Origin of the sequence: Desulfosediminicola sp. (genome assembly GCF_048381775.1) — a bacterium.
GTDB classification, from domain to species: domain Bacteria; phylum Desulfobacterota; class Desulfobulbia; order Desulfobulbales; family Desulfocapsaceae; genus Desulfopila; species Desulfopila ganghwensis.
Genome location: NZ_JBLXGE010000009.1, coordinates 21665 through 47383, shown reverse-complemented (window position 1 = coordinate 47383; position 25719 = coordinate 21665). Strand labels below are relative to the sequence as shown.

The following is a 25719-nucleotide window of genomic DNA, read 5'->3' as shown; positions in this document are numbered from 1 at the left end:
CCTTGGGTTAGTGCTCCATTAGCGTGTTATTTAGTGGAGCCTTTAGTGGTTGAGTACAATTGTCGTAAAGTAATAATATCGTACAATTGAATCGGATTGTAAAAGAAAATGGTGGAGCTGGCAACGGGTATTGTTCGGGCTGGTGTCCGGATAGTGGCCGTATTATCGGATGAGCTGGGAACATAAAAAAATCCCCTGTAGACAGGTGCTCAGCACATTTACAGGGGATCAATATTGAGTCAGGGCTTTGGTGTTTCGGTATTACTCTTCGATCTTTCCGTCTTTCAAGGTGTAGGTTATGTCCATCCGGGCCGCAAGATCCATGTTGTGAGTGACCATAATTACCGCCAGAGAGCGCTCCCGACAAAGCTCTTCAAGCAGGCGGAAGACTATATCGCCGGCACGGCTGTCGAGATTACCTGTTGGTTCATCGGCAAGCAATATGGCCGGATTCATAATCAGCGCCCTGGCAAGAGCGGTACGCTGCTGTTCACCGCCGGAAAGTTCGGCAACCCGGTGATCGAGTCTGTGGTCCAGTTCTACCCGTTTCAACAGGCTGGTCGCGGGCCCAATCAGATCTTTACGTTTCTGGCCATTGATCAGGCCAGGCATCATCACATTCTCAAGAGCACTGAACTCGGGCAAAAGATGATGAAACTGAAAGATGAAACCAAGTGAGTTATTACGAAATGCGGCCATCTTGGTGTCATTTTTGCCGTTGAGCTTGTCGTTCTTGAAATAGAGCTCACCTGAGCTGGGGCTGGCAAGAGTACCGAGTATCTGCAAAAGAGTTGTCTTGCCGGACCCTGAAGCACCGACTATCGCGGCCATTTCACCGGCGGAGATAGAGATGTTCACCTGGTCGAGAACATGAATCTCCTCACTGCCGGAGTGATATGTTTTGGAGAGGTTTCTGGCTTCAAAAAGCGCGCTCATGACAGCACCTCCGCCGGTTGCACTTTAGAAGCCTTCCACGAAGGGTAAAGCGTTGCCAGCAGGGTGATCACTATGGAGCTGACAGCTACTATGGTGATATCAAGCGGCAAGACTTTGATCGGTAAAGTTGTCATTGGGTAGACATTTGAAGGCAGTTCAATGAACTGGTAGCGCGAAAGCAACTCGCAGAGACCGAGCCCGCCGAGCACTCCAAGAGTTGTGCCTGTGAGAGCGATAACTGCACCCTGCAGGAAGAAGATCTTCATGATGGAACCTGATGTGGCTCCCATGGATTTCAGGATAGCGATATCCTGGCTTTTTTCCATGACCACCATTATCAGGGCGCTGATGATATTGAGTGCAGCCACCAGTATGATCAGGGTGAGGCAGATGAACATACCTATCTTTTCCAGTTTAAAAGCTGCAAAAAGATTTCTGTTCATGCTCATCCAATCCTTGGCGATGAAACCTGTGCCGAGCTTGCTGACAATATCCCGCCCTACCTGGTCCGCCTTATTCAACATTTTGTGACGAACGGTAACCTCGATGCCGTGGGCAATGTCTCCCTCGCCCAGAAAATTCTGGACATTGGCAAGGGACATATAGGCGAGAGATGAGTCATACTCAAACATGCCGGTCTCAAAAATCCCGCTCACCCGGGTGGTTTTCACCTTGGGAATGACCCCCATGGGAGTCAGCGGACCGGAAGGGGAAATCAAGCGTACTTTGTCACCCAATCCCACGCGCAGATCGGCAGCAAGGGCTTTACCGAGAATTATTGTCGGTACCCTGTCTTCTACAACTTCGTCAAGGTCGTGGATGGAACCGGCAATCATCTGTCCCGAGAGGCCAACCACATTTTCGGCGGTGACAGGATCAATACCACGCAAGACGACACCGCTACCGCCGTAGGAACTGCTGACAAGCGTCTGGGCGTAGAGGTATGGTGTTGCCCCGGTCACGTCTTTTACCGTCAGCACCTGTTCACGGGTGTTCTGGTAGTCCCTGATGGCACCACCATACTGCTGGACAATGATATGGGAGTTAACGCCGAGGATCTGATCTCTTAATCCATTGGTAAAACCTGCATATACAGCCAGTACCACGATGAGTGCAATGACACCAACCGTGATACCGATTACAGAGATAAGAGATATAAGGGAGATAAACCCGTGTTTGTGTTTAGCGCGTAGATATCTCTGGCTGATAAACCATTCGTACATATTAGTTTTCCGCGTTGTCGTCTGAAGAGGCTTCAGTTTCGGCTCCCTCTTCAAGTTTCACCTCGGGCTTGAGGTGTGGGAAGAGGATAACGTCGCGGATAGAAGGAGAATCGGTAAGCAGCATTACCAGACGATCAATGCCGATGCCCTCGCCAGCTGCGGATGGCATGCCATATTCCAGGGCGCGGATATAATCGTTGTCCATTTCCGGGTGGATCTCGTCGTCATCACCACGCTCGTCGATCTGCTTCTGGAAGCGTTCACGCTGGTCGACCGGGTCGTTCAGCTCACTGAAGGCGTTGGCTATTTCACGACCGGTAACGAACAGCTCAAAGCGGTCGGTAACAGTAGCGTCATCTTCATTCCTCCGGGCCAGAGGTGATACCTCGGTGGGATATGAGGTGATGAAGGTAGGGTCAATCAATTTTTCTTCAACCAGCTCTTCAAACAGCTCGGTTTTAGCTTTGCCGGCTCCTGCCTGTTTTTCGAGCTTGATACCTTTCTCCTTAGCCAGGGCGAGTACCGCTTCCTCGTCTTTGAGGAGTTCTGCGTCAATGCCGGCAACTTCGATCAGAGCTTCGTCCATGGTCATACGTTTCCAGGGCGGAGCGAGGTTCACCGGTACTCCCTGGTATTCGATCTGCATGGAGCCGTTAACTTTTTCGCAGATAGAAGAGATCATCTCTTCGGTGAGATCCATCAGTTCGTCATAGGTGGCGTATGCCTGGTAGAATTCAAGCATAGTGAACTCAGGGTTATGCCTGGTGGAAAGACCCTCGTTACGAAAATTTCTGTTGATCTCAAAGACGCGCTCGAAACCACCCACCAGCAGTCGTTTCAGGTAGAGTTCAGGGGCGACGCGCAGAAAAAGATCCATTCCCAGAGCGTTATGATGTGTTTGGAAAGGTTTTGCGGTAGCACCACCGGGAACTGCCTGCATCATCGGAGTTTCCACTTCCATGAACTGTTTGGCGTTCAGGAATTCACGTACCAGCCTGATGATTTCTACACGTTTCCTGAATGTATCTCGGGATTCAGGGGTAACGATAAGGTCAACATAGCGCTGGCGATACCGGGTTTCCACGTCGGTCAGACCATGCCATTTTTCGGGCAGAGGGCGCATGGATTTGGAAACCATGTTGACACAGCCGGCCTGCAGGGAGAGTTCGCCGACTTTGGTCTTGAACAGGGTACCCGTAACTCCTACGATATCACCGATATCCCACTTTTTGAATCTGGCAAACTCATCTTCTCCGAGAATGTCCTTTTTCAAGTAGATTTGTAACTGGCCACTGCGATCGGCGAGGTGGATAAAAGCCGCTTTACCAAACTTGCGCATGGACATGATACGACCGGCGAGGGAAAAAGTTTCACCGCTTTCGTCATGCTGCTGAGCTTCGAGGTTTTCTCCTTTTGGGAGCAGGTCGGATACGATGTTGGCAGGTTTGAAGCTGTTGGTGTAAAGCTTTACGCCAAGCTCTTCGAGAGCTTCAGCTTTTTCGCGACGTTGCTGCAAAATTTGGTTGTCTTTGCTCATGATAATTACGTGTGTGTTGAAAAAATGGTGATTCGTTGCTGGAGCATCGAGACCACGCTTGTAGCGCGGCGAATGAGGAATCGGGCGAACCTGTTTGTTGTGGTAGGCCGCTCTAAACACACAGTGAGGTCTGTTTCCTGGGTGTTATCTAGTCCGCACGAACGTTCTCCGGAGTATTTTCGGGTATTTCTAATGCCAGTTGTTCTATAAAAAAAGCGGCAGACTGGCTGCCGCTGGTTTAAACACAAATGCGCTACTAGGAATTAACGGGAAAGTCCCATTCTGTCAATTCTTTTCAAGCAAAACCACAGTCTCGATATGATGGGTCTGGGGAAACATATCGACAGGTTGAATACATTTGACGGTGAAGCCTGACCTGACAAGTTCGCCCATATCCCTGCACAGGGTTGCAGGGTCACATGAAATATAAACAATACGGCTTCGGCAAAGCTGAGTCAATTCCCGGTTGAGGCCTGGTATCCCCTGGCGTGGAGGGTCTATGACCAGACAATCAAAAGAGGCGCCATCCGCGACCAGCTTTTTGCAGGCCTGGTGAATGGGGCTTTTGGTAAACTCTGTGTTGTTCAAGCCTGCCAGGCCAGAGTAGTGTCTGGCAGAGCGGATAGCTGCCCCTTGACCTTCAATTCCCAACACATGCCGGGCTCTTGTTGCGATGGGGATGGAGAAATTTCCAGAGCCGCAGAAGAGATCGAGAACTGTTTCGTCTGCCTCAACAGCCAACTGGTTCAAAACGCATTCAATCAGATTTCTATTCTGCTCCAGGTTGACCTGGCAAAACCCACCTATCTCCCAGCCGAGTCTCAAAGTCGCAGAATCATGATTAAAATCGGGATAGGTTACTGCCAGACTGGCCGCTTCAGCTCTTTTGCTCAGGCCATCTGTGAGAGGGAATGCTTCCCCTTTAAAAAAGATACTCTCGATCAGCTCAAGTTCCTTGACTATAGCTGCAGCCGCCTGAAAATCTGCCGGGCGTGGCTTGCGTCTATAATGAAAAATAGTCGCAATTTTCGAGGATTCCGGATTCCAGAGTAATTCTACTTCGCTTGTCAGGTCGGTAAGGTGGTTAAAGCTGCTGTGCTCCCGCAGTTGCCTGAGGGCCTGGTTCAGTTCCGGTTTTGCCAGCATGCAGCTTTCAATTGCCACAACTTCGTGACTTCGATGCCGGTGAAAACCGCAATCTCCATATTCGTCAACCCAGAGTCGTATTCGCTGGCGATAGTGAAACTGGTCTGGTGAAGCGAGGGCTTTGGCGACTGAACAGCCTACCTGCACCTCTGTCCCATGAAACTCTTTATCGACAAGATCCTGAATAACATCAGTCTTAATCTGAAGCTGGAGATCATACGCGGCATGTTGCAGGTCGCAGCCACCGCAACTGCCGTAATATGGGCAGGGCGGAGCTATACGTCCTCTATTGGCCTTGATGATGTTCAGTAATTTGCCATGGACATAGTTCTTTTTAATCCGGTCGATAGCGATATTTACCTGTTCTTCCGGGAGAGTGAAGCGTGTCATGGCCCACTTGCCGTCAGCAAGTTGACCCAGGCCGAGGCCACCGTGAATTATTTTTGAAATAGTTATAGAGTGCGTATTCATGTTTCAATCGGGCGCAAGTCGTGTACAATATGGGGCAATGGCAGAAGGACGCCTGGCGGCCTAGCCGTACGAAGCTATCTCTATACCCAATACAACAAAAAAAGCTCTACCTAATATACCAACTTTGTATCGTCGAATTCTAATTTTTTCACTGTTGATGGTCGTCGGGCTGGTGCTGATACCGCTCCATGCTCTGGCTGCGACCGTAAAAGTTTCGGTAACAGGACTGGACGCTGAGCTGAAAGACAATGTCCTGACCAGGCTTGAACTCTATCAACACCGCGACAGTCCCAGATTGACAGTTTATGAGATTCGTCGTCTCCACCGAAAAGCAGAAGGTGATATTCGCTCGGCGATTGCTCCGTTTGGCTTTTACGATCCTGAGATATCAGCAGAACTCAAGGAAGTAGACGGACAATTCATTGCCTCATATGATGTAAAACCGGGTGAACCGGTGCTGGTAAATGATGTTGATTTATCAATTACCGGGCCTGGCAGTCAAAAGCTCATGGGCGGTCTGCAACAGTTTCCGCTCGGGGTTGGCGATGTTCTGGATCAGGCCAAATATGAAAAAGCGAAGAAACAGCTCGTTCGCGCTGCCATCCGCCAGGGATATATGAAGGCGGAGTTCATTGTTCGGGAGATTCGTATAAACCGCAAAGAACGGCGAGCTGATATAAGTCTTACCCTTGATACAGGGCCGCAATACGTTTTCGGTGAAACAATTTTTTATGACGAGAATGTCGATCAGTCGCTGTTGGCAAAGTACCTGCCGTATACAGACGGCGAGCCATACAAACCGATCAAACTCATAAACCTGCAAAGATCTCTGTACAGATCTGATTATTTCAGTCGTGTGGTGGTCGACGGCAAAGTCGATCAGGCTGTGGATAATGTCGTGCCGGTAGAGGTTCGGCTCACTGAGCCTGAGCACTTGAACAGGTATTCCATTGGTCTCGGGTATGCGACTGATACCGGGGTTCGAGGTCGTTTTGAGTGGCGGAACAGGTTGCTCAACCATAAAGGTCACAAATTTCGTTTCGGTGCTCAGTTAAGTGAACTGGATAATAACATAGGTCTGAACTACGAAGTACCCTGGCGTAACCCTATAACCGACAAGATGCTCTATAACGCCTCATACCATGACCAGATATGGGATGATACCGACACCCGTCTTTTCACTCTCGGGGTACAGCTGGAACATCGTGGGGAAATTGTCAGGCACAGTGGCTTGTTCGAAGTTCGTGACGAGCGTTACACCGTTGGGGCGACCTCAGGTGATAGCCTGCTGTTCGTGCCCACCTATACCGGTACGCTGGTCTGGGCCGATGACCTTTTTGATACCCGCTATGGTCTGGAACTTTCCTTGAGCGTGAGTGGTGCCAGTAAAGCCCTGGGATCGGATGCCTCTTTTGTGAAAAGCGTTATCGGCGGAAAATTCATATATCCCTTTGTACCTGGCTGGCGTTTGATCACTCGGGGAAGCCTGGGGGCAACTCTGGTCGATTCTATTGATGACCTGCCGCCCTCACTCCGCTTTTATGCCGGTGGTGACAACTCCATTCGAGGCTATGGCTATAAAGAGATCGGTACCAAAGATTCATCCGGGACAGTGGTTGGCGGCAGGTATCTGGTGATTGGCAGCATTGAGGTTGAAAAGGAAGTTACCCCCACCTGGGGAGTGGCGGCATTCTGGGATGTGGGAACCGCCACCGATGACCTCAGCTTGAGGTTTGAGCAGGGTGTGGGAGTTGGCCTTCGATACCGGCTGCCATTCGGGCAGGTTCGTGTAGATCTGGCGAGTGCCATCCTGGAGGATGGTGCACCTCTGAGGTTGCATCTGACAGTAGGGGCGGATTTATGAAGTCTGTCCTCCGTTTTACAGGAGCACTCCTGCTGCTGATAGCAGCTCTGGTCTTTATCCTTGGTTGGAGTCAGCCCGGTTTGAGATTACTTGCCAGAACAGCCGCGGGGCTGACCGATGGCAACGTTTCGTATCATGCCGTTTATGGAACTCTGGCCTCCTCCTGGGAGGTCGATAATCTGAAAATCCATACCCCGGCCGCGGAAATTGCCATTGGCTCGGTGAAGGCCGACTGGCGACCGTTAGAGATATTCAAGAACAAGCTGCATGTTCTCTCTTTTCGAGTCCAGAGTGTGGATGTTTTCCTGCTGGAACAAGAGCATGTTGCCGAAAAGGAAGAACAGAGCCGGGAACCTGTTATTCTCCCTCACTTGAAGTTGCCGATTGAGGTCTTGCTCGACAGCATCAAAATAGAACATGCCAGAATCTCTTCCGTTTCCTTCCCCGAAATTGCCTATGTTGAGCATCTTTACCTGTCGCTTTCAGGCAAAGAGGACACTGTCCGGCTGAGCCTTCTGGATCTGCAGGCAAAGGGCTATAGCGCCAATTTGACAGGTATGCTCAATACCGCCGATGGCTGGCAGGTTGAGCTGGGCGGCGATGCCACCTTTTCGGGATATGGGGTTGGCCCCCTGGCTGGTACATTGCACCTCGCCGGGCCAATTGAGCAGTTGGCAGCCCATGTGGAGCTGAATGAGCCCACCAGGGCAACAGTGGATGGTGAAATAACAGGCCTGCCGAACAATTTCTTGTGGCGAGCGGACCTGGATATCGAAAGATTTCAGCTGGAGAATGGCCACCGGATTTTGCCGGAAATGATGATCGGGGTGAAAGGACCGGCCCACGGTGATCTGAAAAATTATTCAGGAAAGCTCAAAGGGAATCTGGATTATCTTTTTTTCGATGATGTCGATTTCGAAATTGAGCTTTCCGGCAACTATGATCAGATTGAGTTTCCATACATACACGCTTCGAACAGGAAGGGAGAGGCCGAGCTTGTCGAAGGGCTGCTTTCCTGGGATGAGGAATTGCTCTGGCGAGGAAAGCTGACACTCTCTGATTTTGACCCGTCACAGCTCCACCAGCAGTTTCCCGGCAGGATTGGCCTTGGGCTGATCAGCTCCGGCAGCTATACGGGAGAAGATGGTCTGCAACTGGTTGGTGACTTCAGTGACATCAAGGGGGAACTGCGTGGATTTGATCTGGAAGGTGAAGGACAGATTAAGGTTGCACAATCGACTATTACGCTTGAGGGGGTCAATTTTACCAGTGACGATGCTGAATTGCAGCTCGAGGCGATGGCTCGTATGGCGAATGGCCTCGACAAGCCCGGAGAATCTTTTGAGTGGCAGACCGATCTCTCCGTTAAAGAGCTGAATCCTTCCCTTTTTTTTGCAGACTATCCCGGCAGCTTGAGCGGCAGTTTCACCAGTAACGGTATGCGGGAACAGGAAAGCCTCAGAGGCGTGGTTCAGGTTGAACAGCTTGAGGGAGTGGTACGCGACTACCCGGTAGAGGGACATGGTGAACTTCTGTTAACGCCCGATCGACTCGATATCGACAATGTGATTCTCAAAAGTGGTACATCTGAACTGAGTCTGACAGGGACTGCCGGCGAAGAACTGGATCTTTCGGTGAATCTTGAATCTCCGGATCTCAGTGAATTCCTGGTTGATCTGGGGGGCAGGGTGAACCTGTCCGGAAGCGTGGTAGGTAATCGGCAGCAGCCCGATTTCTCGGCAAAACTGCTAGGCAGTGAAATCCGTTATCAGGAACTGGGGGTAGCCAGTGTCAATGCAGAGATACGGGGCGGAGTAGATCCGGAAAGTGTTGTTTCAGCCACAGTTGAGGCTTATGGCCTGCAGACAGGTTCTCCGGATAGTCTGGTAGTTGAAAAAATCAAACTCAACCTTGAGGGCCTGGTTAAACAACACGAATTAACAGGGTTGTTGCAGGTCAATGAGGGGCTGGCGGATTTTATTCTCAGTGGCGGTTTGTCAGAAGAATATGAGTGGGCTGGTGACTTGCAGCGTTTCCGGGTTACAGGACAGAATATAGGTACCTGGGGACAGAGGGGGGAAGCACCCCTTGCACTGTCGATGGATCAGGCCCTTCTCGACTCTCTATGCGTGTTCGCCGGGAAGGAACGAATCTGTCTGTCGGGCATGTGGGAAAAGGAAAATCAGTCATTCTCCGTGGATTTTGGCTGGCAGGATATGGAATTGTCTCGACTCCAACCCTTTTTGCCGGTGACTGATCCCGTGTGGGGCAAAAGCTCGGCCGATTTCAGCTTTCGAGGGAACCATGGCCGGTTTGAGCTGGGGAGTGGCCTTATGGCGATTGCAAAAGCGGGTATAGGGCACCGAGATGAACAGACTGAAGACGATTGGGAGCGTACAGATCTTGATAATGCTGTTTTGCGAGTGAATCTCGCTGGCGATAATCTGACAGCTCAGATTGATGCTTTTTTTGCCGACCAGTCAAAATTTAGACTGGATTCGGAAATTTCCAATTTGGGCTCTTTGGGCAAAGGGTTGGATGAGCTTCCTCTTCGCGGCGTCGTCGAAGCTGATATTCGTTCCCTTGATTTTGTTGCTCCCTTGACCGATTACCGTGTTCGTCCTTCAGGCTCTTTGTCCGGAACGATGGATTTAAGCGGAACAGTGGCTCAACCGGCCATCACCGGCAAGCTCGATCTGACGGATGGTGTTGTTGACGTACCTAGCCTTGGAATTTCACTCAAAGACCTGAAGTTCACCCTGAGCGGTGCCCAGAACGGGGTCAGTTTGTTAGCCGAGGCGGTCTCTGGCGCCGGTTGGCTTAAGGCCCAGGGGGACCTCGGGGTAGGTGACGGCGGTGTGTTTGGTGATTTTGCATTCACCGGGGACAGTTTCGATGCGGTTATGCTGCCGGAGTACGCTATTCAGGCCTCGCCTGATCTGCGTTTGCAGTTCAACGAGGAGGGAGGGCACCTCAGTGGCAAGCTTCATATTCCGAGTGCTCAGGTCATGCCGAAAAATCTCAAGGCTGCGGTCAGCGAGTCCGGTGACGTGGTATTTATCAATGGCGAGGAGGAACAAAAAGCTGCCAGCTGGCAATTCGGTATATCCATGCTGCTTACCCTTGGGGATGAAGTAAAGCTGAGTGGATACGGCCTGAGCGGCGACCTCGGGGGGAATCTGCAGATTGACATGGTGCCGGGCTCGGTTATGACTGGCAAAGGAGAGTTGTCTCTTGAAGAAGGAGTCTTCTCCATTTATGGTCGTTCCCTGGATCTGGTTCGAAGCAAGCTGCTCTTCAGTGGTGGTCCGATCGACAACCCCGGAATCGATGCACGGGCGGAAAAAGTCGTATCGGAGGGTGATGCAACCAGTGAAGCAGTTAAAGTGGGAGTGGATGTCAGCGGCACGGTTGATAATCTGGAGTTTGTGCTCTATTCAGACCCTCCGATGGATGACACTGATATTCTTGCCTATATGGTGGTAGGACGATCCATGTCAAACACCGGCCAGCAGGATGAAAACCTGCTCAGTTCTGCTGCTCTGGCTTTAGGGCTTGAGACAAGTGTCGGCCTGGTGGACAGGTTGACCAGTCTGCTGCCAATAGATGATATGTATATCGAGGGGACCACCAGTGAAGAAATGTCACTGGTGGTTGGCAAAAAGCTGACTGACGAACTGTATATCGGCTATGACCATAACTTCTTTGACCAGCTTGGTGAATGGCTGTTGCGTTATGACCTTGGTAAAGGTTTTTCGGTGGAGACCAGGTCTTCAACCGAGGCGACTGGCGCCGATATCCTCTATTCCTTTGAGCGTTAGCCGGAACTCCTCAGACGTTCAGGCAGATTGAAGTTGGTCCCGGAGCGGAGAATGTTACCGGAAAGGATGGTAGCAGATGGGGACAAGTCAGCGGGGGCGCATTTCACCCGGTGGGGTTGATCTCCTCGAACATGTTACGTTCGAGATTTTTACGCACATTGTCTGCATTGAATATTGCCCCGTTCATGGCAATATAAATTCCGGGTTCAAGAGATTGTACAGCGCCCAGCGCACAGCCGACATTGAAAATGGCATCGCTGGTCTTGAAGAGGGCTGGTTCCAGGGCTCCAGTCAGTACTATGGTCTTATTCTCAATACCAATGAGTGCCCTGGCTGTTTCGGCCATGGTGTCTGTGCCATGAGTTATGACAATTTTCTGTGATTTTGTTTCCTGTACCGCTTTGCGTATGGTTTGGCGATCCTCGTCAGTGACATCAAGACTGTCTTTGCGAAACAGGGAAACAATTTTATAACTGAGATTCAGATTCAACTCCCCCAGCAAACGCTCAACATTGGGCGGTCCGACCTCATATTCACTCTTGGCATCAAAGTAGATCTTATCGATTGTACCGCCGGTGGTGAGAATTGTAATATCCTTCATTTGATGTTCCTATGGGTTTAGTGGTGATTATTAAGCGGAGTATTGAGTGGTGCCGCCTCGAAATGACCGCTTAGGTATTTCATTATACAACGGATTGGCTCGCCACTGTTTGTACAAGATTTTTTCTTGCATTTCACATGGGATGAGCACATATTTCAAGCCTGAAATATAACTTTTTATATTATACACTAAAACAGCAGCACCCCTTTCCCGGTCAACTGCTCTTTTATAAATGAACTCAAGGGACATCAAGTGGCAAATAGACAGATGACAGTTCTGGTTGTGGATGACGAACAGGTTCACCGTTACATGTTGAGCTCCATGCTGAAAGAGTGGGGGTGGAGGTGTGTTGAGGCGGATGACGGGACCACTGCCGTGGCGGCAGTTGAGCAGAACAGTTATGACGCGGTGCTGATGGATATCCGGATGTTGAAAATGGATGGGCGCGAGGCTTTTCGGCGTATTCGCGAGATTCAGCCAGCCTTGCCGGTTGTCTTGATGACCGCCTATTCTTCTGTAGATGATGCGGTCTTGATGATTCAGGAGGGGGCCCACGATTACCTGACAAAGCCCCTTGATTTCGACCGGCTCAGGCTGGCGCTGGAACGGGCTGTGGATCATCGCCAGGTTACAGAAAAAAGGCAGCAGGCACCCAAGGAGAGGCGGGAGGTTGAAACAGCTATTATAGGTGAGTCACCGAAGATGCTTGAACTTCTCGAGATGATCTCTTATGTGGCGCCAACGGAAGCTACGGTGCTCATTTACGGAGAATCAGGGACAGGTAAGGAACTGGTGGCCGAGGCGCTGCATATCAATAGTGAACGTCGTGATGGACCGTTTATTAAAGTGAACTGTGCCGCGCTCGCCGAAAGTCTCTTGGAATCGGAGCTGTTTGGCCATGAAAAGGGCGCATTTACCGGTGCTGACCGGCAGCGGGACGGTAAGTTTGTCCAGGCGGATGGTGGAACCCTTTTTCTGGATGAGATCGGGGAAACTTCCCAGGCCATGCAGGTAAAGCTGCTGCGTGTGTTGCAGGAGCAGGAGCTGCAGCGGGTGGGCGGTGAGGTGACGGTCAAGGTTGATGTGCGAATTATTGCTGCCACTAACCGCGATCTGGAAGAAGAGGTCAGAAAAGGAAATTTCAGGGAAGATCTCTACTATCGGCTCAACGTGGTGATGCTGACTTCACCGGCACTTCGTGAACGCGACGGGGATATCCCGCTTTTAGTGAATCATTTTGTAGAGAAATTTGCTGCCAAAAACAGAAGAACAGTCTCCCGCGTTATTCCGGCATGTATGGATCTGCTCTGCGGCTATCCCTGGCCCGGCAATGTCCGGGAGCTGGAAAATGCAATAGAACGCGGGGTAATCCTGATGCGGGGCGAAGAGCTGACTGAAAAGAGTCTGCCTTTGTCTGTCCAGAGATTTCACCAGCAGCAAAAGGAAACCACTGTAGCCAAGCAGCCTGCGTCACTCTTTGAGGCAGAGAAAAAACTTATTCTTGAAACGCTCGAAAAGACAGAAGGAAACAAAAGTGAAGCGGCGCGCAGACTGGGGATTACCCGGAAGACTCTGCAGAATAAGTTGAACAAGTATGAAAGTGAGGGGTGAGGTAACAAACGCTGGGCTAAGGGATGTTGGATGAATGACTGAGATCAGTAGGTTGTGTCCCAGGTGTAGCCCTTTTCACTGATAAATTCTCCACCGAGCTTCCAGATGTGAACCTTCTGTCGGTCACTGACTGTGTAGTAAGCGCCTCCGGGAACCCAGTTTAAGATCGATTTGGTATAGAACAGGCCGCCTGCATAGTGATGGATGCTGCTTGTGGTACCATCGGTGCTAAAGGTTCTATATTCCAATTTTTCTGGTGCTGCAAAGTAGTAATAATGCGTATTTTCCGCTTCCAGTGTATACGTACCGCCAGGAAACCTGATGCCCTCGGATTTGAAAATTGAGTCATAAAAGACCATTGATTCGTTTAGAATTATCTGTTTCTGCGGGTCGACGATCGCCTCGACCTCTCGATCTGCATAGGTAACGGGATTCATGGGTGGCAACACCAGGCCACACCCGCCAAGCAACGGGTAGAGAAATAAAACCGGCAACATTGCTTTACAATTGTTCATATGAACTCCGGCTGATCGGCTAAAGTAACTGAACGGGCGAATACTGCGCCTAACAATACAATGGCTTATTCCTGGTGTCGACGGGAAATTTTTCGCCTTTTTATGATGTTGGCATGGATTGAACGAGTAATTTAACTCTATTCAGCCATTTTCTTGTACTACTCATCTCTGTGTTTCTTCGCTACTCTTTTGAGGTGATGCCGTGCCCTCGCCGGATCTGTTCTTTCTCCGGAAAATAATTGACATAATCTGAATATATCTGTCTTGACATTGGCCGAGGCTTACTTATTGTTCGCACAGGTTTTTGAAGTGATTCGAGGGGGTGGCACAATGTAGCACTTTCTCGGTATATAAGTTTATTTCTTGGCAAGAAATTGGAGGAAATGGTGAGCAAAGTTACGAAAGACAATGATCTTCAGGAAGAGAACGAAAAGCTCGAGCAGGAAGATATTGTGTCGTCTGAAGAAGCTGCAGCAGGTAGCACTGAAGAAGAGGCACCGGATTTAGAGAAAGAGCTTGTTGCTGCCAGGGAAGAGATTGCAGAACTTCGTGACAAGATGCTGCGGACGGCCGCTGAGTCAGAAAATTTCAAAAAGCGCATGGAACGTGAGCGAGCTGCAGCCTTAAAATACTCTGGTGAGCAGATCTTCAGAGAAATTCTGCCGGCAGTGGATAACCTGGAACGTGCTATTGGCCACTGCAACGATATGGACGACGCAGAGGCAAATTTCAAAGCATTTCTGGAGGGAGTTCAGCTTACACTGAAGAGTCTGGTCACTGCCCTTGAGAAGTTTGAGGTAAAGGCCGTTGATTCGATTGGGAAACCGTTTGACCCCAATCATCAGGAGGCTCTGACCATGGAGGCCAGCGATTCCGTTCCGGCTAATCATGTAGTCAATGAATTTGAGAAGGGCTATTACTATAAAGACAGGCTGCTCAGGGCTGCGAAAGTTATAGTATCGTCCGGCAAGGTTAATGATTAAGGCGATATAACAGGTCGCTGTCAGCTTATTAAATCTGTAGACATCTCTTGACAATATCCGGAACATGACCACTTTAACAGTCAATGATGAAAGCAGATTTCGACTTAACAGGATTGTCTTCTCTGTAACGGAGTAAACAGTCCGACATAGATTGATATAAGGAGAAAAGAAAACATGGGTAAGATTATCGGAATTGACTTGGGAACCACTAACTCCTGTGTAGCTATCATGGAAGGTGGCGACCCGAAGGTTATCGCAAATGTCGAGGGCAACAGAACAACTCCATCAGTTGTTGCTTTCACGGACAACAAGGAACGCCTGGTTGGCCAGGTAGCAAAACGTCAGGCGGTAACCAACCCCGAGCGTACCCTTCATGCGATCAAGCGCCTTATCGGACGTAAATTTGCTGATGCCGAGGTTAAGCGCTCCATAGAAATCAGCCCTTTCAAGATTGTTGAAGGAACGAACGGCAGCGTATCTGTTGAGGTAGAGGGCAAGGTATACCGCCCGGCAGAGATTTCTGCGATGGTTCTGGCCAAGATGAAGCAGACCGCAGAGGAGTATCTCGGGGAAGAGGTTACCGAGGCAGTGGTAACAGTGCCTGCGTACTTCAACGATTCTCAGCGACAGGCAACCAAGGACGCTGGTAAAATTGCAGGTCTTAACGTTCAGCGCATCATTAACGAGCCTACTGCAGCTTCCCTTGCATACGGACTTGATAAAAAAGGTGAGGAGAAGATCGCGGTATTCGACCTTGGCGGCGGAACCTTCGACGTTTCCATCCTTGAGATCGGTGACGGTGTATTTGAGGTTAAGTCCACCAACGGTGACACTTTCCTCGGTGGCGAAGACTTCGATATGCGTATCGTAAACTGGCTCGCAGATGAGTTCAAGCGCGAGCAGGGTATTGACCTGCGTGGCGACAAAATGGCTCTGCAGCGCCTGAAAGAAGAGGCTGAGAAAGCCAAGATGGAGCTCTCTACTACCAAAGAGACCGACATCAATCTGCCGTTTATTACCGCAGACGCTTCAGGCCCAAAACATCTCAACCTCAAGTTGAGCCGTGCCAAATTCGAGAACCTGGTTGGTGATCTGGTTGAGCGTACTGTTCAACCGTGTGTCACAGCGATCAAAGATGCCGGTCTCTCCGCATCTGAAATCGATGAGGTTATCCTCGTTGGTGGTATGACCCGTATGCCGATGGTTCAGGCAAAAGTTAAAGAGATCTTCGGTAAAGAGCCGAACAAAGGTGTTAACCCGGATGAGGTCGTTGCCATCGGTGCAGCAATTCAGGGTGGTGTACTCCAGGGCGATGTGAAAGACGTTCTGCTGCTTGACGTTACTCCTCTCTCTCTCGGTATTGAGACCCTCGGCGGCATTACCACCAAGCTGATCGAGAAAAACACTACTGTTCCAACCAAGAAGAGCCAGGTATTCTCCACTGCGGCAGATAATCAGCCTGCGGTATCCATCCACGTACTCCAGGGTGAGCGTGAGATGGCTCAGGACAATAAAACCATCGGGCGCTTTGAGCTTTCAGATATTCCGCCGGCACCTCGCGGTGTACCGCAGATTGAAGTAACTTTCGATCTTGATGCCAACGGTATTCTGCATGTTGGCGCTAAGGATCTCGGCACCAATAAAGAGCAGTCCATCCGCATTACCGCTTCTTCCGGACTTACCGAGGAAGAAATTGAGAAGATGACCAAGGATGCTGAGCTGCACGCCGAGGAAGATAAGAAGCGCAAAGAACTGATCGAGACCCGTAACCAGGCAGATGCCATGGTTCACGCCACTGAGAAGAGCCTCACCGATCTTGGTGACAAGGTGGATGCTGAAACCAAGGCCAACGTGGAAAAAGAGATTGAGAACGTCAAGAGCGTCATGGAAAGTGACAATGTTGACACCATCAAGGCAGCTGTTGAGGCACTTACTGCCGCTTCCCATAAACTTGCTGAGCTGATGTATGCGCAGGCTTCCAAGGACAACCCTGAGGGTGGTGCCGGCGGCGCAGGTGCAGCAGGCGGCGCTAAGAAAAAGGATGATGATGACATCGTCGATGCCGACTTCGAAGAAGTGAAGTAATGGCTTTGTGCTGTCACCGGACCGAGTGGCGGCATAGATAGATTGAGGGAGTGGGGATGAATTTTCCCTACTCCCTTTTTTTATTTTTTTAGGGTATGTTACTGCCTTTGTCCAAATCATTCCTATTTCTAATAAATTATAAAAGCAACGTGTTATCATGAAAGTCTTATCAGGTATTCAACCTTCGGGTCAGCTGCACATTGGCAATTACTTTGGCATGATGCAGGAAATGATCTCCAGAATGGACAGCTCCGAGCTGTATGTATTTATTGTTGATCTCCATGCACTCACTTCCGTCCGTGAAGGGAAAAAACTTGCCACCGGTACCCTTGAGGCAGCTGCTGATTTTCTGGCCCTCGGTCTTGATCCGGAAAAGTGCATTTTCTGGGTACAGTCAGATGTACCTGAAGTTTGTGAGCTGACCTGGATACTTTCAACTCTGGCGCCGATGGGGTTGATCGAACGATGTCATTCCTATAAGGACAAAGTTGCTAAAGGTATTGTGCCAAGCCATGGTTTGTTCTCATATCCTGTGCTTATGGCTGCCGACATTCTGCTCTACCAGGCGAATCAGGTACCGGTGGGCAAGGATCAGAAACAGCATCTTGAGGTTGCCCGTGATCTCGCCCAGAAGTTCAATAACGAATACGGCGAAACATTTGTCATCCCTGAGCCTACTATCAGCTCGACCACAGCAATTGTTCCGGGACTTGACGGCCAGAAAATGTCCAAGTCCTATGGCAATACCATTCCGATCTTTATGGAGGGCAAGCAGCTCAAAAAACGAGTCATGGCCATTGAGACTGATGCCACCCCGGTTGAAGACCCCAAAGATCCCGACAGCTGTAATCTTTACGCATTGATGAAACTGTTTGCGACTCCTGAGCGTATGGTTGAGATTCGTGATCTCTATGTCAATGGCGGTGCTGCCTACGGTTACCTGAAACTTGAACTGCTCGATCTGTTGAATGACAAGTTTGGTGAGGCTCGCGCCAAAAAGGCAGAGTATCTGGCTGATCCTGCAGAATTGAGAAAAATTCTTGCCCGTGGAGCCGACAGGGCCAGGGAAAAAGCTACCGTAACTCTGGACCTGGTGCGGGAGAAGGTTGGTCTGAAATACTAATTCGTTTCCGACCTGATACGGTCTATTCGCCTGATATCTTCGTTATGTGTAAAAGTTTATCCCCGGAATATCGATATATGTCTGCGGTAAATTTTTTCACATGCCTCGACCTCAAATGAAGACCCTAGTGTTGGGATGAAAACTCATTGACCTCGGTGTAGTTGCAGGTGAGGTGAGACTTGTGGGAGAAAACGATGTCTGAAATAAATGGATACGGGATAGAGCGCGACGAGGCCCTTGCCCTGGTGCAGGAGCACGTAAAAAGTCAGAACCTCATCAACCACTCCCTTGCAGCCGAAGTTGTTCTGCGGGCTATGGCCGAGCGCCTTGGTGAAGACGTGGAGAAATGGGGGCTGGCCGGTTTATTACACGACCTCGATGTGGAACTTGAGCCTGAACTTGCCACACACACCACCAGAACTGTAGCTATTTTGCAGGAAAAAGGTGTGAGTGCTGAGATTGTTGAGGCTATTAAGCTGCATAATCTCGAAGCACATCCTGGCGAAGTCCGTTCAACGCATTTTCAGCATGCCCTTGCTGCCGGCGAGACCATTACCGGCCTGGTTATTGCCTCAGCGCTGGTGCGACCCGATAAGTCGTTGGCTTCGGTAAAAGTTAAATCGATCCGGAAGCGGTATAAAGAGAAGGCTTTTGCCCGGGGTGCCAACCGGGAAATAATCGCCGAATGCGAGCAGTGTGGTATTCCTCTGGCGGATTTTTGCGAATTGAGCCTTACCGCCATGCAGCAGATTTCCGACCAGCTCGGCTTGTAATTTTTCAGGCTGCCAGCTGATGATCTTATAAAGCGGGATTGTTTCGCCTTTATCGGCACGCATCCCGCTTTTTCTTTTATTCCCCTCCTCTTTGCCTCCTCCCGTTCGTGCCTATACTTTTCTTTAAGGAGGAGTATGGCAGAATCCGACAGGCTCCTGGTACCCGCTTGACCGCTTCGCTATACATCTGATCTTTTCCGCATGGCGTATGGAGTCGAATAGATGAAGAATTCATTTCAGAGTGATATACTTCCCGCAGAAGTATCTGTGGCGGATGCCGCACGATATCTTGGAGTTGGCCGCAAGATAATCTATCAATTGCTTGAGTTTGGTGAACTCAGAGCGGTGCGCGAGGGTGGCAGGATCATAATAGATCCGTGCTCGTTGCGTGAGTTCAGGCAGAGCGGCAAGCATATATAAAAACATCGTGAGTGATATCAAAGACAACACTCAAAAAATACTGGAGTCTCTATGCCTTCAAATGCCTATCCTAAACTTTTGATTCAATTCCAGAAAATTGCCCAGCTTGATCATGCGATAACGTTCCTGCAATGGGACCAGCTTGTGATGATGCCACCTGGAGGAAATAACTCCAGGGCCCAGGCAATTGCTGAACTCGCCTCAATGCGCCACGAAATGCTCATCAGTTCTGAAATCGGTGAGCTGATTGAAATGGCTGATTACCAGGCGACGGATGAGCAGCAAAAGCGGTCGGTTCTCGAAATGAATCGGGCCTATCAGCAGGCTAGTTGTCTGCCGGCCAGTCTGGTGAAGGCACAGTCCTATGCCGGCTCAAAATGCGAACATGGTTGGCGAACCCAGAGGAAGGACAATGATTGGCAAGGTTTTCTGACCAACTTCGAAGAAGTGGTCAAACTGGCCCGCGAGGAGGCACAGCTCAGGCAGGCTGCAGATCCCAAACGATTTACCACACCCTACGACGCCATGCTGGATTTGCATTGCACCGGGGACAGCAGTGAATTTATAGCCGATGTTTTTACAGGTTTAAAAAAGGAGCTTCCCGAGCTTATGCAGCAGGTGCTGCAGAAACAGCAGCAAGCAATCTCTCCGGTGGGTTCATACCCTGTTGAGCAGCAGAAGATTATAAGTCACAAGCTTATGGAATATTTGGGCTTTGATTTTGAAGCAGGCCGGCTTGACGTGAGTTTGCACCCTTTTTCCACAGGTGGAAGAGGGGATCAGCGAATCACAACCCGGTTCAAGGATGACGATTTTATCGATGCGCTTATGGGAACTGCCCATGAGACAGGTCATGCCAGTTATGAGGCTGGTCTGCCGGAAAAATGGGACAATCTACCGGTGGGCGAGGCGCGAAACATGTGTTTGCATGAGAGCCAGAGCCTCTTTTTTGAAAAGCAGATCTTTTTGAGTAAACCATTTCTTACCTTTTTTACCGATGAGATCCATAATGGGCTGGTTGATAGTCGCAAATATTCAGCTGAAGAGATCTGGCGCTCGGCGATTCGGGTTCAGCCGAGCTATATTAGAGTCGACGCAGATGAAGTCAGTTATCCGCTCCATGTTATCCTCCGCTTTGAGATTGAGAGTCAACTGATCAACGGTACGATTGTACCTGGAGATATTCCGGAGCTGTGGGATTTGAAGATGCAGGAGTATCTTGGTCTATCGACCAGGGAGAACTATCGGGATGGCTGCCTGCAGGATATCCACTGGACGGATGGTTCTTTCGGCTATTTTCCTTCTTACACGCTTGGTGCACTCAACGCAGCCCAGCTCAGCAAGACCATGCGCCAGGTCTATCCTGACTGGCAGGACAGGTTTGCAAGAGGGGACGTCGGATTTATCCGTGAATGGCTGCGTGAGAATATCTGGGAAAAAGGAAGTACCATGGATTCGCAAGATCTTATCCGTGAGGCAACGGGTGAGATGACCAACCCGAAGTACTTTCTCGAACATATAAAAGCGCGTTATCTGGATAACAGCTATTAATCGTGGAAATCAAGAGCCGATTAAACACTCTCTAAAATCTTGTTTCAACCTGCGCTATTGTGCACGTAAGCGTCAATTAATCGGTTCTGGCACGGTCTGGGAGTCTGTCAGACTCCTGGGGTAACACAAGGTATTCCCAAAGTACTTTTTTAATATTTATGCAAAGCGATTTTTTCAATTGTGTTTTAGAGGCAACTGGCGCCACTGACATGGAGCTGATAGAAGGAATTCAGGAGCTGTGGAGCGGTTACGGTGCGATCCTGCGCTATGGCTTAACAGGGAGCTCCATTTCCACTGTGGTTGTGAAACATGTGAGTTTTCTGGATGGGAGGGACCACCCTAGGGGATGGAATACTGACCTTGGCCATCAGCGTAAGCTCAGGTCCTATCAGGTGGAGACAGAATGGTACACCAACTGGGCTCAGCATTGTTCTGATGAGTGCCGTGTTCCACATTGCCTGGCTGTAGAACAACATGGCTCAGAGACCGTGATAGTTTTGGAAGACTTAGATTCTGCGGGTTTTCCTGATCGCCGTGGGGACGTCGAAGAAAAGGAGATTACCGCCTGCCTGCACTGGCTCGCCTGGTTTCATGCGACCTGGATGGGCGCCGAGCCTAATGAGTCTGACGGGGCTAAGGGTTTGTGGCCTCAAGGCACCTACTGGCATCTGGAAACCCGACCAGATGAATTGGAGGCGCTGGCTGATCCTGCACTGAAACATGCTGCCGGCAGGATTGATCAATCATTGCGGGAATGTCGGTATCGAACCCTTGTACATGGAGACGCCAAGCTGGCAAATTTTTGCTTTTCCCGTGATGGCGGCAAGGTAGCTGCCGTCGATTTTCAGTACGTTGGCGGTGGATGCGGCATGAAGGATGTCGCCTACTTTATCGGCAGCTGTCTTGGGGAAGAGGATTGCGAGCGTCTTGAAGGCTGGTTGCTGGATATCTATTTCACCGCGCTTCAGAGGGCGCTGATCGTGTGCAAACCAGAAATCGACTTTCAGGCAGTAGAGGCGGAGTGGCGCAAGCTTTATCCTTATGCCTGGGCCGATTTTCACCGCTTCCTCAAAGGCTGGAGTCCCGGCCACTGGAAATTGAACACCTACAGTGAAAGAATTGTTCGGGATGTGGTTCGACAGCTGAGCTAAAGTGGCAACTGTACCTTCAGAAAATTATACCTAACCCGAATTTCCCATCAAGAAAGTTTGTCGCAGATCGAGGCACAGGCCGTGGAGCTGTAGTAATCTACCGCCCATGGCCTGTAACGAAGGTTTTGCGGGAAAAAAATATCTTGGCCCAGGGTGGCCGGTAGTTGTCTTAACCCTAACGGTAAATGGTGTAATTCTGGTGAGGATAAGGCGGGAAGAATTCCGGGGCCAATTTACAGTCTATCCTGTTGAATTATAATCGTTGTATGGAAGTGCTATCAGTGGCTGGTGCCTCCTGTAAGTGCTCGTTTGAATATACCAGGCTACATCAGAAGAAGAAGGATTCGACGTCGTACCGGAATGGTTGGCCACTTTTTCAGATTCATTGGTGGTAAACCCTACGCCTGTAAAAGCGGATCTTGCCTGAAACCTGGCCGACTCACGGGATAAACCTGTATGGGTCAGGGCAACCGTTGCGATACGAGTGACCAGGATGGATGAGGCAAGAACGAGCAGAAGTGATACTATTGATAGCATTGATCACCGCAACAGCTTGAAACCTCCAAACATATTTAACGAGCTGCCATGGATTTTGGCCCAAAGAAGAACCATATCAACAGCCCTATTACTGGGAGAATGAGCACAAGCAATACCCATAGAATTTTCATGCCGGCGGTAGCGCCGCTTTTCACAATATTAACTATGGCCCAAATGTCTGCAATTAATACCAGTAGTCCCAAAATTCCTGACATGCCAGAGTCCATATGGTTCCTCCATGTAAAAGTAATTAAGGCGCTAACTGATAATCCGACTGTGCTATCATCTTTGCAGAGTCTCAATAGATCTCAGTTAAGCTTCTGACTCAGATCGTTGGTCTGCCGTTTGATGCACTTATTGCTGGTGGCTTAAATCTAAAATAATAAACATTCCACTGATTGATTCCAGAGCAAACAGTGTCTGAAGGTGTTGAATCATCGTTCAAAGCAGTATGGAAGATTTCCTGCGGTGTGGTGTAATTGTCTCAAATGATATTTGAAGGTGGGATCAAGGAGCAGCGGGTATGCTGCCTAACGATATGAAGGGGCGGATAAATTCTATTTGCTGCCAGCTTGGGGATGGGACAACAATGATAAGTTCTGTGAGAACTATGAATTAAGCAGGTGTTTGTGTTTGCCTGTAATTTTGTGAGAGACTGGTAGTATCTCAACCACCTCTCACAAAAATCGGTGATATGACCAGAGAAAAAAGATCAGGGCAGAAAAAAAAGCCGGGGGTTGCATCAGGCCAAGCCGGTAGTGACCAGCTAGCAAGCGAAGTACCTCGCACGGAGCGTGGGGTAGAGCGAGAACTGGAAGAGGAAGATTATATACCGGTTATCATTAAACGTAGCGATGAGACTGTCCGGCATCCAGATGATGTTCTGGAAAAAGCAATTGAAGAAGGGATTGAACAGCTGGAACGACCATTTCTCTCTCTCTGTTTATCCTCAGTGGGAGCGGGCCTGATTTTAGGTTTTACCGCCATGGCGGTTGCGGTAATGACTACATTCACACTCTCCCAGGCCCCCTTGGTTACCCGATTGGCTACTGCCCTTGTATACCCGCTTGGGTTCATAATCTGTATTATGAGCGGCACGCAGCTTTTTACAGAGCATACCGCCACAGCAGTCTATCCTCTGCTTGCCGGCAAAGTTAATTTGAAACTCCTGCTCCGTTTATGGCTTGTGGTCATTTTGGGCAATGAAATAGGTGCCTTTTGCAGCGCATGGTTGTTGGTAGGGGCAGATGGTGTAGTCATGGCGAAAGAGGGGTATATCGCAATAGGTCATCACCTGGTGGGTCAGGAGACAGGAACCCTGCTTGTGAGTTCAGTATTAGCAGGATGGCTCATGGCCCTTGGCGGCTGGCTTGTGCTGGTAACCTCTCCATCTATAAGTCAGATGATCTGCATTTATATCGTCACCTTTCTGATAGGGCTGGGTGGATTTCATCATTCCATCGCCGGCTCGGTTGAGATGTTTACGGCTCTTTTCATCAGTGATGAATATACTTTCCAGCAGGGAATACGTTTTGTGGGGCTTGCCATTTTAGGAAACCTCATCGGCGGGAGCGTGTTTGTTGCAGGTTTCAATTACAGCCATATCAGAAAAACCCAACAGATCTAATCCCATTGGCTACATCGCCTTGGGCTTTGATCACGATCAATAATGTCTTCCGGGCCGAAGTGGCGTGTTTGGAAAGATTTAAAGTTATCAGAGGAAAGTTTTGGTGAACCTATGTATATGGGGATCGTTTATCTCTTTTGTGGGCTCGCAGGCATCATCTGTTTACTGCTCTCTCCTTCAAACCTGGGCCGATTGATTTTTGCATGGATTTCAATTCCCTTTCTTGTTGTAAGTTGGGCATATTTTTCCAATCAATCCAAAATCTTCAGAAAAGATGCCAGGGGGAAAATACCATTTTACATCAAAGTTCTATTCATCCCGTTTCTCATTGTAACGCATATATATAATCTCATTGCTCGAAAAAATGATGGTGTGCCGTCCATCCAACGCATCAGTGATGGGCTGTATATCGGTGATAAACTGACAGCCAGCGACCTGTCTGTTATTGCGCAAAAAGAGATACAGGCAATTTTGGATGTTACGGCAGAGTTTGAATCGCTGCGCTGGTCATTGCTGGATACGAAGATGGCATACCTCAACATTCCCATTCTTGATCATGCCGTTCCGAGCGCTGAGGACCTCCAGCAGGCAATTATATGGATAAAGAATCAACAGCGCCTGAATGGGCCGGTCCTGGTGAATTGTGCTCTCGGAAGAGGGCGGTCGGCACTGGTAATTGCAGCCTATCTGATAAGTAATAGAAAAGGTTCGAGTGTGGAACAAACGCTGCAAGATCTAAAAAAAATCAGACGGACTGTAAACCTGAATACAAGGCAACGAAAAAAATTAGAACAGTTCATTGAATCTGAAAAGCTGTTCCGGTTGCCAACGGCGTGGATTATCGCCAACCCTGTCTCTGGGGGAGGAAAATGGGGCGAGTATAAACAGGAGGTATGTTCCGAACTTTCTGTTCAATACCTCATGACCATAAAGGAATCCTCAGAGCATGAGTCGATCTCATCCCTCGCCAAAGAAGGGGTACGCCAAAATCCGGATACGATTATTGCCTGTGGTGGTGATGGCACAGTTTCAGAAGTTGCAGCGCAAGTGGTCAATACAGATATTCGCCTTGGCATCATACCTGCCGGCACTACCAATGCGTTATGCCATGTTCTTATGGGGATTCAGTCCAAGCTGAGTCCTGTGGAAACCGCATGTTCTTACATACTCAAGGGTGACAGTAAAAAAATAGATACCGCTCAATGCAACGGTCGGTTGGTATTGCTGCTTGTAGGTCTGGGGTTTGAGCAGAAGATGATTGAAGCGGCAGACCGGCAGGAAAAAGATGAGTACGGCCAGTTCGCGTATCTAAAAGGATTATGGCAGGCAATTCAGAAAGGAAAAACTATCCACGTTACCCTGAGTCTTGATGATCAGGAACCCTTCTCAATAGAAACCGGCAGCCTGGTTGTAGCTAACGCAGCTCCGATAACTACCTTGCTCGCTTTAGGAAAAGGTAACCCTGACCACGCAGATGGACTACTCGACATTACCTGGTTAGCTCCCGAAGAAAATGAGCTCGGGGTGGTGTCAAGTTTGTTCGAATTGGCTCTCTCAGGCATGTTGAACATCAGCTCGGGAAACACTGTGCAGCATCATCATGCCCGAAAAGTGACTATCATAAACGAAACCGATCCACATTACGTTATAGACGGGGAGGTGTATCAGGATGAACAGCTGCATATAGAAATATTTCCACAATCTTTACGCGTTGTCTGTTGAGTTGGGGTTTAAAATTAGCTCA

General features: G+C 49.5%; 20 protein-coding genes. 12 read left to right on the top strand and 8 right to left on the bottom strand.

Translation table 11 applies throughout. The features are described from left to right. Positions 1-261: 261 nt before the first annotated feature. From ACN5NT_RS15180 to ACN5NT_RS15165, 4 genes are all read right to left on the bottom strand, one after another. Positions 262-936: an ABC transporter ATP-binding protein gene (locus ACN5NT_RS15180; protein ID WP_136796543.1), complete on the bottom strand. Its 675-nt coding sequence runs from the start codon at positions 934-936 to the stop codon at positions 262-264. Beyond that, positions 933-2159 carry a lipoprotein-releasing ABC transporter permease subunit gene (locus ACN5NT_RS15175; RefSeq protein WP_136796544.1) on the bottom strand — a complete coding sequence of 409 codons (1227 nt, stop codon included), beginning with the start codon at positions 2157-2159 and terminating at the stop codon, positions 933-935. The genes ACN5NT_RS15180 and ACN5NT_RS15175 overlap by 4 nt, the downstream gene beginning before the upstream one ends. 1 nt (position 2160) lies before the next feature. After that, positions 2161-3696: a lysine--tRNA ligase gene (gene lysS / locus ACN5NT_RS15170; RefSeq protein ID WP_136796545.1), complete on the bottom strand. Its 1536-nt coding sequence runs from the start codon at positions 3694-3696 to the stop codon at positions 2161-2163. A 285-nt stretch (positions 3697-3981) separates the two neighbouring features. Continuing rightward, positions 3982-5313 carry a class I SAM-dependent RNA methyltransferase gene (locus tag ACN5NT_RS15165; RefSeq protein WP_136796546.1) on the bottom strand — a complete coding sequence of 444 codons (1332 nt, stop codon included), beginning with the start codon at positions 5311-5313 and terminating at the stop codon, positions 3982-3984. 124 nt (positions 5314-5437) lie between these two features. On the opposite strand from ACN5NT_RS15165, the gene ACN5NT_RS15160 reads away from it, so the two are divergent. Continuing rightward, entirely contained in the window at positions 5438-7177 is a 1740-nt protein-coding gene (locus ACN5NT_RS15160) for an autotransporter assembly complex protein TamA (protein WP_136796547.1), read from the top strand. Continuing rightward, complete coding sequence (locus ACN5NT_RS15155; RefSeq protein ID WP_419175992.1) at positions 7174-10998, top strand: translocation/assembly module TamB domain-containing protein; 3825 nt, start codon at positions 7174-7176, stop codon at positions 10996-10998. The genes ACN5NT_RS15160 and ACN5NT_RS15155 overlap by 4 nt, the downstream gene beginning before the upstream one ends. 103 nt (positions 10999-11101) lie before the next feature. Here ACN5NT_RS15155 and ACN5NT_RS15150 read toward each other — a convergent pair whose 3' ends face one another. After that, complete coding sequence (locus ACN5NT_RS15150; RefSeq protein WP_136796549.1) at positions 11102-11599, bottom strand: asparaginase; 498 nt, start codon at positions 11597-11599, stop codon at positions 11102-11104. Between the two features lie 267 nt (positions 11600-11866). Between ACN5NT_RS15150 and ACN5NT_RS15145 the strand changes: the two genes are divergently transcribed. Continuing rightward, positions 11867-13210 carry a sigma-54-dependent transcriptional regulator gene (locus ACN5NT_RS15145; RefSeq protein WP_136796597.1) on the top strand — a complete coding sequence of 448 codons (1344 nt, stop codon included), beginning with the start codon at positions 11867-11869 and terminating at the stop codon, positions 13208-13210. A 44-nt stretch (positions 13211-13254) separates the two neighbouring features. Here ACN5NT_RS15145 and ACN5NT_RS15140 read toward each other — a convergent pair whose 3' ends face one another. Beyond that, positions 13255-13725 (bottom strand): hypothetical protein, encoded by a 471-nt coding sequence (locus ACN5NT_RS15140; protein WP_136796550.1) that lies wholly within the window; start codon positions 13723-13725, stop codon positions 13255-13257. A gap of 383 nt (positions 13726-14108) precedes the next feature. On the opposite strand from ACN5NT_RS15140, the gene ACN5NT_RS15135 reads away from it, so the two are divergent. The 7 genes from ACN5NT_RS15135 to ACN5NT_RS15105 all read left to right on the top strand — a co-directional run bounded on the left by ACN5NT_RS15135 (position 14109) and on the right by ACN5NT_RS15105 (position 21811). Next, complete coding sequence (locus ACN5NT_RS15135) at positions 14109-14708, top strand: nucleotide exchange factor GrpE (RefSeq protein WP_136796551.1); 600 nt, start codon at positions 14109-14111, stop codon at positions 14706-14708. A gap of 174 nt (positions 14709-14882) precedes the next feature. Next, entirely contained in the window at positions 14883-16793 is a 1911-nt protein-coding gene (gene dnaK, locus ACN5NT_RS15130; protein ID WP_419175991.1) for a molecular chaperone DnaK, read from the top strand. Between the two features lie 157 nt (positions 16794-16950). Beyond that, positions 16951-17916 carry a tryptophan--tRNA ligase gene (gene trpS / locus ACN5NT_RS15125; RefSeq protein WP_136796553.1) on the top strand — a complete coding sequence of 322 codons (966 nt, stop codon included), beginning with the start codon at positions 16951-16953 and terminating at the stop codon, positions 17914-17916. 194 nt (positions 17917-18110) lie between these two features. Then, positions 18111-18689 (top strand): HDIG domain-containing metalloprotein, encoded by a 579-nt coding sequence (locus ACN5NT_RS15120; protein WP_419175990.1) that lies wholly within the window; start codon positions 18111-18113, stop codon positions 18687-18689. 222 nt (positions 18690-18911) lie between these two features. Then, positions 18912-19109 carry a helix-turn-helix domain-containing protein gene (locus ACN5NT_RS15115; RefSeq protein ID WP_136796555.1) on the top strand — a complete coding sequence of 66 codons (198 nt, stop codon included), beginning with the start codon at positions 18912-18914 and terminating at the stop codon, positions 19107-19109. A 51-nt stretch (positions 19110-19160) separates the two neighbouring features. Further along, positions 19161-20660, top strand: a complete 1500-nt coding sequence (locus ACN5NT_RS15110; RefSeq protein WP_136796556.1) for a carboxypeptidase M32 — start codon at positions 19161-19163, stop codon at positions 20658-20660. A 158-nt stretch (positions 20661-20818) separates the two neighbouring features. Continuing rightward, the gene (locus ACN5NT_RS15105; protein ID WP_419175989.1) at positions 20819-21811 is read left to right on the top strand and encodes a phosphotransferase; all 993 of its coding nucleotides are present in this window, start codon (positions 20819-20821) and stop codon (positions 21809-21811) included. A 240-nt stretch (positions 21812-22051) separates the two neighbouring features. On the opposite strand, the gene ACN5NT_RS15100 is transcribed toward ACN5NT_RS15105, so the two are convergent. Both ACN5NT_RS15100 and ACN5NT_RS15095 read right to left on the bottom strand, forming a co-directional pair. Next, positions 22052-22348 carry a hypothetical protein gene (locus tag ACN5NT_RS15100; RefSeq protein ID WP_419175988.1) on the bottom strand — a complete coding sequence of 99 codons (297 nt, stop codon included), beginning with the start codon at positions 22346-22348 and terminating at the stop codon, positions 22052-22054. Positions 22349-22383: 35 nt separating this feature from the next. Continuing rightward, entirely contained in the window at positions 22384-22575 is a 192-nt protein-coding gene (locus tag ACN5NT_RS15095) for a PLDc N-terminal domain-containing protein (RefSeq protein WP_419175987.1), read from the bottom strand. Positions 22576-23042: 467 nt separating this feature from the next. Here ACN5NT_RS15095 and ACN5NT_RS15090 point away from each other — a divergent pair, with 467 nt between their 5' ends. Further along, positions 23043-23975, top strand: a complete 933-nt coding sequence (locus ACN5NT_RS15090) for a formate/nitrite transporter family protein (RefSeq protein ID WP_419175986.1) — start codon at positions 23043-23045, stop codon at positions 23973-23975. 111 nt (positions 23976-24086) lie between these two features. Next, positions 24087-25697, top strand: coding sequence for a diacylglycerol kinase family protein (locus ACN5NT_RS15085; RefSeq protein WP_419175985.1), 1611 nt, complete (start codon positions 24087-24089; stop codon positions 25695-25697). Positions 25698-25719 lie beyond the last annotated feature (22 nt).

Coding starts and splice junctions, on each gene's coding strand:
- ACN5NT_RS15115 (WP_136796555.1), top strand. CDS start 18,912: ATGAAGAATTCATTTCAGAGTGATATACTTCCCGCAGAAGTATCTGTG.
- ACN5NT_RS15085 (WP_419175985.1), top strand. CDS start 24,087: ATGTATATGGGGATCGTTTATCTCTTTTGTGGGCTCGCAGGCATCATC.
- ACN5NT_RS15120 (WP_419175990.1), top strand. CDS start 18,111: ATGTCTGAAATAAATGGATACGGGATAGAGCGCGACGAGGCCCTTGCC.
- ACN5NT_RS15105 (WP_419175989.1), top strand. CDS start 20,819: ATGCAAAGCGATTTTTTCAATTGTGTTTTAGAGGCAACTGGCGCCACT.
- ACN5NT_RS15140 (WP_136796550.1), bottom strand. CDS start 13,725: ATGAACAATTGTAAAGCAATGTTGCCGGTTTTATTTCTCTACCCGTTG.
- dnaK (WP_419175991.1), top strand. CDS start 14,883: ATGGGTAAGATTATCGGAATTGACTTGGGAACCACTAACTCCTGTGTA.
- ACN5NT_RS15090 (WP_419175986.1), top strand. CDS start 23,043: ATGACCAGAGAAAAAAGATCAGGGCAGAAAAAAAAGCCGGGGGTTGCA.
- ACN5NT_RS15110 (WP_136796556.1), top strand. CDS start 19,161: ATGCCTTCAAATGCCTATCCTAAACTTTTGATTCAATTCCAGAAAATT.
- lysS (WP_136796545.1), bottom strand. CDS start 3,696: ATGAGCAAAGACAACCAAATTTTGCAGCAACGTCGCGAAAAAGCTGAA.
- ACN5NT_RS15100 (WP_419175988.1), bottom strand. CDS start 22,348: ATGCTATCAATAGTATCACTTCTGCTCGTTCTTGCCTCATCCATCCTG.
- ACN5NT_RS15095 (WP_419175987.1), bottom strand. CDS start 22,575: ATGGACTCTGGCATGTCAGGAATTTTGGGACTACTGGTATTAATTGCA.
- ACN5NT_RS15165 (WP_136796546.1), bottom strand. CDS start 5,313: ATGAATACGCACTCTATAACTATTTCAAAAATAATTCACGGTGGCCTC.
- ACN5NT_RS15180 (WP_136796543.1), bottom strand. CDS start 936: ATGAGCGCGCTTTTTGAAGCCAGAAACCTCTCCAAAACATATCACTCC.
- ACN5NT_RS15150 (WP_136796549.1), bottom strand. CDS start 11,599: ATGAAGGATATTACAATTCTCACCACCGGCGGTACAATCGATAAGATC.
- ACN5NT_RS15155 (WP_419175992.1), top strand. CDS start 7,174: ATGAAGTCTGTCCTCCGTTTTACAGGAGCACTCCTGCTGCTGATAGCA.
- ACN5NT_RS15145 (WP_136796597.1), top strand. CDS start 11,867: ATGACAGTTCTGGTTGTGGATGACGAACAGGTTCACCGTTACATGTTG.
- ACN5NT_RS15175 (WP_136796544.1), bottom strand. CDS start 2,159: ATGTACGAATGGTTTATCAGCCAGAGATATCTACGCGCTAAACACAAA.
- ACN5NT_RS15135 (WP_136796551.1), top strand. CDS start 14,109: ATGGTGAGCAAAGTTACGAAAGACAATGATCTTCAGGAAGAGAACGAA.
- trpS (WP_136796553.1), top strand. CDS start 16,951: ATGAAAGTCTTATCAGGTATTCAACCTTCGGGTCAGCTGCACATTGGC.